The organism is Paenibacillus sp. FSL R7-0331 (assembly GCF_000758645.1).
GTDB classification, from domain to species: Bacteria; Bacillota; Bacilli; order Paenibacillales; family Paenibacillaceae; genus Paenibacillus_AQ; species Paenibacillus_AQ camerounensis.
The window spans coordinates 346149-359474 of sequence record NZ_CP009284.1 but is presented as its reverse complement, the minus strand read 5'-3'; the positions used below and the strand labels follow the sequence as shown (position 1 = coordinate 359474).

The window sequence follows — 13326 nt, the reverse complement described above, 5'->3', positions numbered from 1 at the left end:
CAATAGGAATTCTACAGAAATCACCCGAATGTGTCAAGGTGTTTCCGCATATATAATTCGTGTTTTTAGTGTAAAAAAGACATTATAAAGTATATAAGTGCATGTAATTGACCGAAACACGAACATTATAATCTTCACAGGAAATGGGAGGATCAGCGGTTTATTTGTCGAATATATAGTGATATTGCCACTGGAAATGAGGAAATGTTTATGCACATCCCACCGCCAACTCCTCGCCAAAGCTACTGGAACCGGGTACTCCTCAATACCTTCTGGATGGTTCTGCTGGTATATTTGGCAAGTCAGCTTTTCATCTCACTATCCATGTGGGGCCATAGACCTGAATTTACGGACAGACAATATTTTGTCATCCATATACTGATACCTGATTCCGTCATCCTCATCCTGATCCTCACTCTGGAGTCCATCTATAAATGGAGGCCCGTACTCTCGGAATTTGCGATTGTCGCCGCAAGCCATATCTACGCCATCCTGATTATCACCAATCTCAGCAGCGAATATGAGGTCAAGCCGCTTATCATGCTGCTGCCTCTGCTGGTATCTATGATTTATCTCAAGGGCAGCTATATGAAGGCATCCTCGCTGATCTGTCTGCTCTATACTGTTATGCTGTTCATTAACACTCCGGTTTACGAATATACACTGCGGATTCAGCATATTATGATCGCCCTGATTTTTGCCGGAACCTCACTGGCCGGCTTCGGAGTAATCGGGCGCGGGAAGGATCTTATGCAGTCCCTGGAGGATTCTGTGAAGTCGGAGCAGGACCTGCGTATCCAGAATATTATCATGGACCGGCTGTCCAAGATTGATCCGCTGACCGATCTGTATAATCATAAAACCTTCCACGAATATCTAGGCTGGCTGATTGACCACCAGCAGAATAACCCGTTTCCGATGCAGCTTGCCGTTCTTGATATTGATAATTTCAAGAAGGTGAATGACCAGTACGGACACTGGGTGGGAGATATTGTGCTCAAGCAGGTCGCCGCTGTTGTCCTGAAGCATATCGCCACTGATGATTTCGCCGCCCGGTACGGCGGTGAGGAATTTGTGGTAATCCTGACTGCCAAGCAGCTGGATGAGTCATACAGTATTATGGAGCAGATCCGGATAGGCATAGCCACGATGCCGGTTGAAGAGATGAACGGAGAGTCTGTTACCGTAAGCATCGGCATGCATGAGTTCTCGGTACGCGATACCAAGAGTGATACCTTCCAGCAGGCAGATGACGCGCTGTACAAAGCCAAGAAAACGGGTAAAAACCGGATTGTCCTGCAATAATCCATTCTTATGTACAGTAAAATAAAACGGATCTGCACAGTATGCAGATCCGTTTATGTATGTAAGCCTCGCCGGCTTCGTGCTTATCAGCCGGGCAGCTGCTCCAGAAGCTCCCATACTCCCCGCGGCGGTACGGGCCTGCTGATCAGATAGCCCTGCACCTTATCACAGCCTGATTCGTGAAGGAACGCCAGCTGGGCGGCATCCTCCACTCCCTCGGCTACTACATCCAGCCCCATTTTATGGCCCAGCACAATGATCGTCTGAACAAAGGATTCGCTGTATGCCTGATCGGCCAGGGAGTCGATAAAGATTTTGTCCATCTTGAGCGTAGAGATCGGCAGCTGCTGAAGATAGCTCAGGGAGGAATAGCCGGTTCCGAAATCATCGAGGGCAATCCGGATACCGCGCGACTTGAGGAATTCCAGCTTACTGACTGTGCTCTCAAACGACTCCATAAAGATCGATTCTGTAATTTCCAGCTCCAGGCAGCTTGGCGTAAGCCCGCTTTCCAGCAGGCTGTCCAGCACCACTTCAACAAAGTCATCCTGCAGCAGCTGAATGATAGAGATATTGACGGAGATTTTGTAGAGCTTGCCGGTGCGTTCATGAATACTCTTCATAAAACCGCAGGCTTCACGCAACACCCATTCCCCGATATAGATAATCAGCCTTGAATCCTCAGCGATCTTGATGAAGGAGAGCGGCGATACGAATCCGAGCACCGGACTGTTCCAGCGGATTAAGGCTTCAAATCCTGTTATCCGGCCTGTTTTGATATCTGCCTGCGGCTGATAATGCAGCTCAAATTCATTATTGTTCATTGCGCTGCGCAGGTGCTTTTCAATATGCATCCGTTCATTAAACGGGGTGTGCATCGATTTGTCGTAGATAACATAGGTGCCCTTGCCTTCTTCTTTGGCCCGGTACATTGCTACGTCGGCATTCTTAAGAATCTCTTCCGTTGTCTCTCCGTCTTCCGGATAGAAGGAGATGCCGATGCTGACAGACACATACAGATTGCTCTCTCCGATCAGGAAGGATCTGCGGAAAGCGCGCATAATAGCCTCTGCCAGATTGAGCACCGCTTCACGCTCGTCCGCATCCTCGATAAAGACCACAAACTCATCGCCGCCAAGCCGGGAGAGCATCGCCTTGCCCTGGAGCAGCGACTGGAGCCGTTCACTTGCCTTGCGGATCAGAATATCCCCGGATTTATGGCCCAGCGTATCATTGATATATTTGAAATTATCGGTATCCACGAACATCAGCGCCGCCTTACCGCCGGGCCTCCGGAAGTAGTTCTCCATTGCCTCAAGCAGGGAGATGCGGTTAGGCAGATTGCTGAGCGAATCCATATAGGCCAGCCGGTGCATATGCTTCTGATTCTCCAGCAGCATATCATATTGCTCTACAAGCTCCTGCTGGGTCGCCGTAAGCTGCTCATAGGTGGCTTCCAGCTCCTGATAGCTGTTATTCAGCTTGAATTCAACCTGCTTGCGTCTGCTGATATCAATCAGCGAGCCGTTGAAGAGCTTCAGCTTGTCTGTAGGATCAACGATGGCCTTGCCCCGGACTTCGAACCAGATATAGCGGTTGTCTTTGGTACGCATGCGGTATTCGGTCTCATAAATCGGAGTTTCGCCGGTTAGATGCGCCTCTCTTGCCTTATTCGCTGATTCCTGGTCTTCCGGATGAATGATGCTGAGAACTCCTTTTTCAAACCCGTTAACCTCATCCTCTGTGTATCCCATGACCTCATACCAGCGTTCCGAGAGCTTGTAGAACCCGGTTTCCCAGTTCAGCTCCCACATATAGGCACCGGACCCCTCAGATGTCAGGCGCAGGCGGCGCTCACTTACACTCAGCCTGTATACCTGCTCCTGTAATTCTGTCTCTGTCGCTGTTAACTCTTCATATGTAGATTCCAGTTCCTCGTAGCTAAGCTGCAGCTTCAGCCCATTCTGCTTGCAGTCGTCGATATCCAGCCCTACCAGCAGGTAGACATCCTCATCCTGGGCATCCATTCCTTTGATCAGTGTGGTGCGGATGGAAAAAACCCTCGCCTCCGGCGAATGCTCAGGAAGCTTCAGCTCAACATTGTTGACAAAATCCTGATAGACCGCCCGGTTCAGCAGATCGTGGAGCAGTGAGACACCGCCATTCAGCTCCGGCAGCTCGCCGAGCTTCTTGCCCAGCACCTCAGTTTCCTTCAGTCCGGTCATCTTCTCTGCAAACCGGTTAAAGCGCATGGTCCGCTGATCCCCGGTTACCGCCCACACAATCATCCCGGTATGCTCAATTACATCCTCAAAAAATTCCTGTTCCTCATAAATCGTCCTTCTCAGCCGCCGGATATACATTCTGATGGATACGACCCCGAAAAGAAGAATACACAGGCCGATTACAATACCGAAGATGATCCGGTCATTAATCATGGCATTGTAGCCTGCAGAATGAGTAAAGAAGTACTGCTGGTATAGTTCCTCGAACGCCCCTGACCGCTGCAGCCGTTTCAGCCTTGCATTTATGTAGGGAACAAGCTCCGGAGAAGAGGTGCTGACACCATAAGCCACATCCACCGGGTACAGATTGCTTAGTTTGCGGATAATATTACCGGTCAGGCCGCGTTCGACAATCAGGTAATCGACAACCCCCTGATTTTCAAACAGCAGGTCAATCTCGCCTCTTTCAAGTGCGTTAAGCGCATCCGGTACAGTGGGGTATTCTATGTATTGGGAGATTCCCGCCTTACTCTGCAGCAAAGCTGCGGTATATTGGCTTTTGCCTACGCCTACCTTGTAATTTGCCAGCATGTCCAGCGTTACTTTGTCCTTGAGCGCCTGCCGTGAATATACGGAGATGTAGCTTTTAAATACCGGTGTGGAGAACAGAATATCCTTCTTCCGCTGCTCCGTTACAGCCATAAGTCCGGTGGTGTCAATCTCCCCGGCTGTCAGCAGCTTGATCGTCTGCTCCCAGTCTCCAGTGGTGTAGCGGATCTTATACTCCTGTTTTTCAAAAATCATGCTAGTCAGGTCGATATCGAACCCGGTCAGATACCCGTTCTGAATATACTTAAACGGCGGATAATCGAGTTCTGCCTGGTACTTAATATCCTGTCTTTCAGCGTGAGCGGCAGCAGGCGGTGCCAGCATAAGCAAGATGCTAATCAGAAGCAAAAATTTACACCGCTTCATCGCAAATCTCCTTCTTCCCAAAAATCGGCTAGGGGTTTGGTAGTCAAGATTCATTCGACAAAATATGGTAGGATTCCTGCCGGGTTCCCGCTAATTGTGATAAAATGTGCAACTGCGTTTGTTTTAGGACCGCTTTTTTCGGAAATACAGATAGAACCTTTAAATTTGTATTGCTTTTTGGGGGCAGAATGTGGATAATAACATTAACCAGTGATAATGATTATCATTATTAAATTCAAACTATTCATTCACTTCACTATATTGAGTCAAAGGAGACTGAACACCCATGAACGCAGCCACTACCCGGACAGCACTACAGGTTGACGATTATCTGGACCTGCTCAATCTTGCCGTTAAAGTCGGAGACCTGAAATGGCAAAAGGAAATTAAGTCCCGACTGCAATATATCCTCTGTCTGCAAACCAGATAGCAGTAATACTGATGCCGCATTCCCGTGTTACGGGGGTGCGGTTTTTTTTGATTCCAGTGTGTAATGGGGTATAATCACAATAATAAACCGGGCCATAGTCCCTTTGAACGGAGTGTGCTCAATTTGAAAAAAATCTTCGCTTTATTCCTGATCTTCAGCGTCCTGTGGACGACCGGGGTTCAGGCTGCCGGATTTCCTGCACAGCAGGGATTAGTTACCGACCAGGCCGGGATGCTCACCGCCCGGGAGGCAGAGGCCATTGCTGCTGCGGCTGCCGGGGACCTTTATACCTTCCATGTGCTGACTATAGATTCGCTGGACGGCGCAAATGCGACCGACTATGCAAGCGATATCTATGACAGCTGGGGGCTCACTGCACGCGATATTCTGCTGCTGATCTCCGCCGGTGATCAGCAGGTTGAGCTGAATTTCATTAATAGCTCGCTGCAGAATAAGATTAATGCCTGGTCGCAGAGCCAGGGAGGGAGCACAGGGAGTGCGGCTATCACCGGTATTATAGACGCTTATTTCATCCCCTCTGCAAGAGAAGGCGACTTTGCCGGAGGAATCAGCGCTCTGATTACAGAGCTGCAGTCCCTTGGCGGCAACCAAGGCAGCGGAGGGAGCACAGGGGCTGGAGGCTCAGGCGGTACGGTCGGCGGAAGCTCTGGAGCCGGGGGCTCAGGCGGTACGGTCGGCGGAAGCTCTGGAGCCGGGGGCTCAGGCGGTACGGTCGGCGGAAGCTCTGGAGCCGGGGGCTCAGGCGGTACGGTCAGCGGGAATACAGGAGCCGGAGACAGCGGCAAATCCGGCCTGCCGCTGCTGACTATCGGCGCAATTGCTGCAGGCGCCGCGCTGCTGGCCTTTATACTGTATGTGCTGATTACCGGCCAGCGCCGCCGCAGACAGCTCAACGTGCTGCAGGATCAGCTGGCAGACTTACTTGTACGTACGAACAAGGCGACCGAGACGCTGCAGCCGTTTCAAGGTATCGTACAGGGCAAGACCGGGGAGATGGTTGCCGGTATTTCCAGGCGGCTGGATGCACAGCTGATCGAGATCTCAGCACTGCAGGGCACAGGAAGAAGCCCACAGCCGTCAATCTATCAGCTGTCTGCGCTTATGACTGCAATTACTCAGGCGGAGCAGACTGCGGCTGCCTTCCGTACCCGGATTGAGGATGAGGAACGGCAGATTGCAGTTATCAGCGATGCCGACCGTAATGTGAAGCAGCAGATTACCGAGCTCAAGCAGGATGCTCCTGAGCTGGACCGGGAGCTGCAGGATACGGTCAAGGATACCGGCTATGCGCTGCAGGAAATCGCTGACGATCTTAAAGATCTGGCTGAGGCGACTGCCAAAGCAGATCAGCTTGAGCTGTTTGATCCGATCGCCGCGCAGGACATTACCGGCGAAGCCCGGAAACAGCAGGAACAGATCGAGCAGGATCTGCGCGATGTAGATCTCTATGATGATAAGCTGAAAGGCTTCAGCAGCGTCCTCTCTGCCGCCCGCACGAAGATTGCCGGAATCATTCAGCAGAACTCCCTGCACAATATGAAGATCAAGCCGTATGACAACCTTGATCAGGCCGGTACCGCTGCAGAGACACTGCGGGAGCCTCTGCGCAGCGGGGATATGGATCAGGTGCGAAGCATTGCTGCAACGATGGATATGCTCGTTCAGGAGGCTATTGCGATGACGGAACGCCAGGCGCAGCTCCGCGAGAGCAACCGGCGTGATCTGGAGACCGTCCGCAGCAGCTGGAACGGGCTGACCCAGCGGCGTAATGAGCTGCAGAGCCGGCTGGCAGAAGCACGGACCCGGTTTGCAGAGCAGCACCTTGCAAGTATTGCCGAGGTGCTGGACGCCTCAGGTGCCCGCCTGCGCCAAGGTGCAGGTGAGGTGCCGCAGATTGAGACGTGGACCAGCGACGAGCGCGGTGAGTACGATAATGCACGAGGCGGGCTGGACCGGCTGCTTACGCTGCAGGAGGAGACTTCGAGACAGTTCAGCAGTATCTCGCAAAGCCTGGATGAGCTGAACGGACGGCTGGAGGGCGTGAAACGCCTGTTCCAGGAGGGCCTCAGCCGGGCAGACTCTGCCCAGCGGCTGCTGGAGAGCAGGGGATTAGCCGGCCGGAGCAGATTCCAGGCCAGCCTGCTGCCGGAGTACGGGCAGCTTGAATCAAGGCTGGCCGCCCGCCCTTACAACCTCGATGAGCTGGAGACACTCGGGCGTTCCTATGCCGCCCAGATCTCCGCATTCGCCGAGGAGGCGAACCGGCTGGTGCGGCAGAAGGAGGAGGCTGAGCGCCAGGCTCAGCTTGCGATGATGCGGGAGCGCCAGCGCAGAGAGCAGGCCCGCAAGCGGATGTCCTCCGGCCCGCCCTCCTCGGGCGGCTTCGGCGGCGGCGGCCGTTCTTCGGGCGGCTCCTCCTGGGGCGGCGGAGGCGGACGCTCCTCCGGCGGCTCTTCCTGGGGCGGAGGCGGCAAATCCGGCCGGAATTCCGGCGGCTCCAAGTGGTAGCCCCGTCCGGCAGCGCCGGCTGGGCTGCAGCCATTAGTTGAACTAAGCACGAACAGCCAAAAAGACCTTGCTCCGGTTTGAGGAGCAAGGTCTTTTTGGCTACAGACAAGAATGTACTTGCATTATATTTAGTGCAGATCTCCAGGGTCCTTGTCCAGAAACGGCTTGTTCACATAATAATACATGACGCCCATCAGCACACCGCCGCCGATCAGGTTCCCGAGGGTAACCGGCACCAGGTTGTGCACGACACCGCCCCAGGAAATGGTTCCGGGGTGATCCAGCACCAGCGCTATAGCAAAGGTACACATGTTGGCGATACTGTGCTCATAGCCGGAGATAAAAAAGCAGAAGACAAACAGCATCATAGCGAACATTTTAGCCCCGTCATGCTTCATGGACATCGGGACAAAAAATGCCAGACAAACGAGCCAGTTACACAGGATAGCCCGGAAGAACAGCTGGAGCGCCGGCGCCTCCATTTTATGGGCTACGACGTTCAGCAGAAAACTGTTAACACTTGAATCATCGTACAGTCCGGTCAAAAATATCAGCAGCGCAAATGCCGTTGCGCCAAGAATATTTCCGATATAGCTGACCACCCACATGCGTACCACTTTGGTCCACTGCATCTTTTTTCGCAGAGCGGCATAGGAGTAATAAAAGGTATCCCCGGTGAATAAATCTCCGCCGCCGTACGAAATCAGAATAATCGCAGCTCCAAAGGTAATGGCAGCCATCGGATAGGTCATCGGGGAGTGCTCCATGTAGAAGAAATTCCCTGTTTTGAAGGCCACAATGACACCGAAGCCGATAAACATACTGGCCAGCATGGCTCTGGCGATATAACGCCATACACTTTGATCAAAAATCCTCTGTTTCTTGAGTGCTAATTTTTCAACCTGCAGCAGTGCCTCGTTCTCCATATGACCTCCGCATAAGCCCGTATTTTCAGCAGTCCAACCGTGCTGCAATGCAGCCCCGGGTTATTATACCCAATAAACCGCTGGAAATTACTTGAACCATGAAAAGCATAAGAAATGTTCAGCTTCCAAAAGAAGTCTACCACGCAGCCCTACTCGCGGCCGTCATCAGGGTGATTTAATCCGGCCACCGACTCTGCCTTGTTGCTGCCGGCGACGATAATTAGCACCAGTATCAAGCTTCCCAGTATCATCCGCTGCCCCCCGTTTCTCCGTAAGAACCTATGCCGGGATGCGGGGGATTATGAGCGGCTGTTTAATCAGCCAAAGTGCCGATGTAGTAGCTGATTGCTTTGAAATCCTTGTCATAGAAGATGACGATATAGTCTTCGCTATAACCGGTAAGCGGAATATTTTCTAAAGAATTCATCGGGCTAAGCGGATAGCTGCCGTTACCGTAATATTGCTTGAGCTGTTTTACAGCATTTTCCGGGCTGAAAGCCTGATCAGGTCCAAGCTCGGAGCGGGAAGCAGAAGTAACATAGACCGCCTCAGGGTGCTTTCTAGTATAATCCTGGTAAAACACATAGTCCGTCAAGCTGCCTTGGCTGTATATCCGCTCCAAAGTAACCCCCTCATTGACAGCTGTGGCAGAACCGTCCCAAACCGGCGTTTTTATTGCAAAATCCATCTGCTGCGTTGCATACCTTACAGGCTGTCCATCCTTATCATAAAGTACCACCGTTACATAGTGATTACCCTGCAGGCCAGCTACAGGAAGATATACAATTCCGGAATATTCCTGCTTGCCATATATACTTGCAATTCGCAAATTCTCGGCAGTAAACGGGCTATCGGTAATGTAGAAGGAAATGAACTTTGCCTCAGCGTTTAATTCTGCCGAATACGCCATTAAAGTGATACCGTTTATTGTATTCTGCTGATCCGTTATAGAAGCAGATACCAGTGGAAGACTGCTGCCGAGCGGACCTGCGTTTTTCATCGTATCCAGCTGGACAACCGCATTCTCCAGGCTGGTTCTATCAGCCTCGCTGATTGCCGCTCTAAGTGAATTATCGAGCTGATAATAAGCCCGGGCCGCCCTCATGATAGCATTTTCATTGTCAAGAGCCGACTTGCCGCCGATTTCACTGATTCTTTTTTGTACAGCTTCGAACGCAAGCTCATCCGATAACTGAACTTTACCCTCATAGTAGCTGATTGCCTGAAGGTCCTTGTTATAGAAAATAATTGTATATTCCTGCTCATTATAATATTTACTAATGTCATAGTTTACCCAAGCCAGCGGAACGTTATCAATGCTCGCATAATACGGATAATTCGCATCAATTACTCTTACACTGTCAGAATTATAGAGATTAAGCGAACCCGCAAGATAATCGCTAATATTAAGCTTAACCTCTCTGTTAAACCGGTACTTGGGAGAAATGCTATAATACACTGCACCTGCGGACTGATTCTTCAGAACATCCGTGACATCTATGATGTCCGTATAATGGTATCCGCCATTAATAGAAACGTCAAAGTACTGTTTCTCTTGTTTAATTGATACACCGCCTTCCAGCCTGGAAAACGAATCGGAAACAGTGGTTAGATTAGGCTGTATGCTGATTTCCTCGGAATAGTAGCCACGCGCTTCACCCTGTGCATTTATAACGACAGTAACATAATAATTTCCTGCTGAGGGTACAAATAGACCAGGAACATCAACCCTAGTAAATGAATTCTGCTGATAGGCCACTATGGGCAGCGTAACAACAGACCTTCTAGTTTTAACCGCCCATTTCAGGTCTCTGGCGCTGATTGGATCATCCGTTATATAGTATGTAGCGGAAGCCCCCGTATTCTTCAAGGATGCAGGCAGCGCACTATAGTCAACCTCCAGGTAGACACCATGTGTTACAGTTGAATTTGGAAAAGCCTTAATACCAATGTCCAGCAATGGAATATTGACTGGAGAAACTGTCGGTACCGGAGTCGCTGTAGGTGCTGGGGTTGCCGTAGGTGCCGGAGTCGCTGTAGGTGCTGGGGTTGCCGTAGGTGCCGGCGTTGCTGACGGGGTCACCGTCGGCACAGGGTCCACGGGAGCCGGATTTCCGCCTCCCCCGCCTCCGCCGCCTGCCGCCGCTGACGGTGTTGCTGTAGCGGTTGGTGACGGACTCGGGGAAGCTGTAGCTGATGCTACTGGAGCCGTTGACGGCTGAACAGCAGACAACTGGGCAGCCGCATTATCAATCAGGGTCAGGGATTCTGCCCGGGTCAGCGCCTGCCCGGGTGCAAATGTCCCGTTAGGATAGCCTTTGAGCACCCCAGCCTTAACTGCGGCAGCAACGCTTGCCTTGCCCCACTGGGCAATGCTTCCGGCATCACTGAATGCCTGAAGCTCATTTATATTTCCTTCTGCAAGCCCGAGAAGCTTGGCCGCAACAACTGCTGCCTCCTGCCGGTTGATCGGGTCGCCGGGGCGTATTCTATTGTCGTAACCCTGTATGTATCCGGCAGCAACTGCTTTTGCCACTTCACTGTATGCCCAATTGGCAGAAGCAACATCCGTAAAGCTAATCTTACTCTCTGCTGTGAAGCCGAAAGAACGGTTGACCAGCGCCATAAATTCCGCTCTTGTTATTGGCTGGTTGGGCTTAACAGAACCATCCTGAAATCCCTTCAGATCCCCTTTTTCCAGCCAGATTTCAATTGTTTTCTGTGCCCAGTGGCCTTGATAATCCTTGCCACCGCTTTGCGCTGCTGCTCCCGCCGTTCCTAAAGAGCCTAAAAGCACACTAATCCCCAGTGTACCCGCCATAAATCCCCGAAGCTTCCTGCCCATGAATACATCCCCCTGTATGCCGTTCCTGCGAACAACAAATAATCGAAAGCCTGCCTTCCTTGCTATTGGCAAAGAATAGACAGACAATCTCATAATATCCCATATGAAAATTCTAGTAAATCAGAGATATTGTCGAAAAAAATAGATTAATAGACAAAGAAACCCGCCGGTCATCCCGGCGGGTTTAACTGTATAGTAATGTTACTTATAGCTAATCATCCAGACACCCGTTAATTCAAAAAGCTGCTAAGCCCGCTCTCATTCGCCGCCTGCTTCAGCGCCTGCGGCTGTGAGGCTTCATTGAGGCCAAGACGGTTGTTAAGCTGCGTATTAATCGTTGTCATCTTGGACGTGTAATCCTGGCAGCTTTCGATTATCCGGCGGTTAGACTGCTCGGAGGTATCCAGTGCGCTCAGCAGATCGCCGATTGCCTGATTAACAGCTTCAAGCGACATGGAGGGCTTGGACAACAGCTCTGTCGTCTTCTCGGTCGTTGTGCGCAGAAGCCGCGCGTTCTCCTTGAACTGGTCTTCAATCGTCTTGTTCGTTGCTTCAACCGCAGAAATAACATTCTCCTGGTCAGCCAGGGACATCGCAATCATTGCCGACACGGTAATCAGATTCGAGGTTTTATCAATGGCATTGTTAACCGAATCAATCAGCTTATCGTTGTTGTCATTAATGATATCTGTAGCGGCAATCGCCTGATTGTAGAGCAGAATCATCTCGGTCATAGACTGGATACGGACCATTACCTTGCGCAGCCCGCGTTCCAGATAAGCCTTGCGGAACTCATTCTCCGGCTTGGCAATCTCAACCTCAAACAGCTCCTTCAGCCTGTTGCCGAAGGCGATCTTGGTCTGCAGATTGTAGATTTCCTCCATCGAGGTGCGCTTCAGCTGGCGCATGTTAACGATGCTCTCCTCCAGCGTATCCCGGCCGTCACGCAGACCGGTAACGATGGCGTCAATGTTGGTGCGTACAGACTGATATTTGTAGACATAGTTCTTCAGCGGGCTTTTGCGGAGCATTTTACCGAAAAAGCTGACGTTCTTGCTCTGCTGCAGCGTCTCACACTCGTTGCGCAGCTTCATAATCATATTCGGCACTTCCACACGCTTGCCTGACATAAGGTCATTAACCGGACGGTCCAGCAGCTTCAGCGTCTGCCCGGCCTTCTCCTGTGTCTTAACCCCAAGTTTGCCGATGTCATCCATCAGGGAGTCAAGGGCTACGGTATCTGTCTTGGCTACCTGTTCGATTAACTGCGAGGCTTCTTCGACTACCTTCTGCTCATCTTCCTTCTTGAGCTGAATTAACTGCGTGGACATGGGTTTCCCTCCTATAATTCGGAACTGCTGTACCGTTGATGAATCAGTTCCGCCTTGGTCTGAAGTTCCATCAGGTCTTTGTGTTCGATCGTTGAGGCGATGTCCGATATTTTGGAATCAACATCCCGCAGACCGTTCAGCAGCATTCTCCGGTTTTTCGTTTTGGCTTCGCCGCCAAGCCGCAGGAACGGATTAATAACTCCGTTCAGATCCTTCATCACCAGTCTGCGGACGGTATGATTAATTTCGCCGTTACCGAGCTCCTGCAGCAGCGGAAGCACCCGCTGGAGTCTGGCGAAAAGCGCCAGTGACTTCTCGACAATTTCATTGTCCAGTGTATCCTTCTGGCCCTCTGAAATAATCATGTCCTCCAGAATGACAAGATACTCAACTACCGCCGCAAATTCCCCTAGAACAGCAGGCTCAGCGGGCGGTTTGCCCGGAGCGGCCGCAGGAGCGGCTGTTCCGGCAAATGCAGCTCCGGCAGGCATAGCGCCGCCGGCCGAAGCGCGGGCCGGCTCCGCAGCGGGTGCCGGGGCTGACGGGGCCGGCGCCTGGCTGGCCGGAAGCACCTCCGCAGGCAGATTGACCCGTGTGCGCTTGCCGCCGAGCACACCGGCTCCGGCTCCGGCTACCGGCAGCAGCAAAGAGATCAGCTCCGGCAGAAAGCTGCTGGTCAGTACTGCGACCACATAGCCGGCAGCAGCATACAGTAACACTTTAGACTTTGTGTTCATTATTTCACCTCTTGCAGGCTTGC

General features: G+C 51.7%; 8 protein-coding genes. 3 read left to right on the top strand and 5 right to left on the bottom strand.

The annotated features are described in order from the left end of the window. The first annotated feature begins 210 nt into the window (after positions 1-210). Complete coding sequence (locus R70331_RS01570; RefSeq protein ID WP_042172277.1) at positions 211-1305, top strand: GGDEF domain-containing protein; 1095 nt, start codon at positions 211-213, stop codon at positions 1303-1305. A gap of 86 nt (positions 1306-1391) precedes the next feature. Here the strand turns inward: R70331_RS01570 and R70331_RS30225 are convergent, their stop codons facing one another. Continuing rightward, on the bottom strand, positions 1392-4505 hold the full coding sequence (locus tag R70331_RS30225) for an EAL domain-containing protein (RefSeq protein ID WP_052418875.1): 3114 nt from the start codon (positions 4503-4505) through the stop codon (positions 1392-1394). A 286-nt stretch (positions 4506-4791) separates the two neighbouring features. Here R70331_RS30225 and R70331_RS31785 point away from each other — a divergent pair, with 286 nt between their 5' ends. Then, positions 4792-4935, top strand: a complete 144-nt coding sequence (locus R70331_RS31785; protein ID WP_167336675.1) for a hypothetical protein — start codon at positions 4792-4794, stop codon at positions 4933-4935. A 123-nt stretch (positions 4936-5058) separates the two neighbouring features. Next, the gene (locus R70331_RS31780) at positions 5059-7464 is read left to right on the top strand and encodes a TPM domain-containing protein (protein WP_052418874.1); all 2406 of its coding nucleotides are present in this window, start codon (positions 5059-5061) and stop codon (positions 7462-7464) included. A 128-nt stretch (positions 7465-7592) separates the two neighbouring features. On the opposite strand, the gene R70331_RS01550 is transcribed toward R70331_RS31780, so the two are convergent. The 4 genes from R70331_RS01550 to R70331_RS01535 all read right to left on the bottom strand — a co-directional run bounded on the left by R70331_RS01550 (position 7593) and on the right by R70331_RS01535 (position 13303). Beyond that, positions 7593-8390, bottom strand: a complete 798-nt coding sequence (locus tag R70331_RS01550) for a formate/nitrite transporter family protein (RefSeq protein WP_042172274.1) — start codon at positions 8388-8390, stop codon at positions 7593-7595. Positions 8391-8703: 313 nt separating this feature from the next. After that, positions 8704-11235 (bottom strand): S-layer homology domain-containing protein, encoded by a 2532-nt coding sequence (locus R70331_RS30220; protein WP_052418873.1) that lies wholly within the window; start codon positions 11233-11235, stop codon positions 8704-8706. 230 nt (positions 11236-11465) lie between these two features. After that, entirely contained in the window at positions 11466-12566 is a 1101-nt protein-coding gene (locus tag R70331_RS01540) for a toxic anion resistance protein (protein WP_042172271.1), read from the bottom strand. Positions 12567-12577: 11 nt separating this feature from the next. Next, on the bottom strand, positions 12578-13303 hold the full coding sequence (locus R70331_RS01535; protein ID WP_042172270.1) for a hypothetical protein: 726 nt from the start codon (positions 13301-13303) through the stop codon (positions 12578-12580). Positions 13304-13326 lie beyond the last annotated feature (23 nt).

Coding starts and splice junctions, on each gene's coding strand:
- R70331_RS01570 (WP_042172277.1), top strand. CDS start 211: ATGCACATCCCACCGCCAACTCCTCGCCAAAGCTACTGGAACCGGGTA.
- R70331_RS30225 (WP_052418875.1), bottom strand. CDS start 4,505: ATGAAGCGGTGTAAATTTTTGCTTCTGATTAGCATCTTGCTTATGCTG.
- R70331_RS31785 (WP_167336675.1), top strand. CDS start 4,792: ATGAACGCAGCCACTACCCGGACAGCACTACAGGTTGACGATTATCTG.
- R70331_RS01550 (WP_042172274.1), bottom strand. CDS start 8,390: ATGGAGAACGAGGCACTGCTGCAGGTTGAAAAATTAGCACTCAAGAAA.
- R70331_RS30220 (WP_052418873.1), bottom strand. CDS start 11,235: ATGGGCAGGAAGCTTCGGGGATTTATGGCGGGTACACTGGGGATTAGT.
- R70331_RS01540 (WP_042172271.1), bottom strand. CDS start 12,566: ATGTCCACGCAGTTAATTCAGCTCAAGAAGGAAGATGAGCAGAAGGTA.
- R70331_RS01535 (WP_042172270.1), bottom strand. CDS start 13,303: ATGAACACAAAGTCTAAAGTGTTACTGTATGCTGCTGCCGGCTATGTG.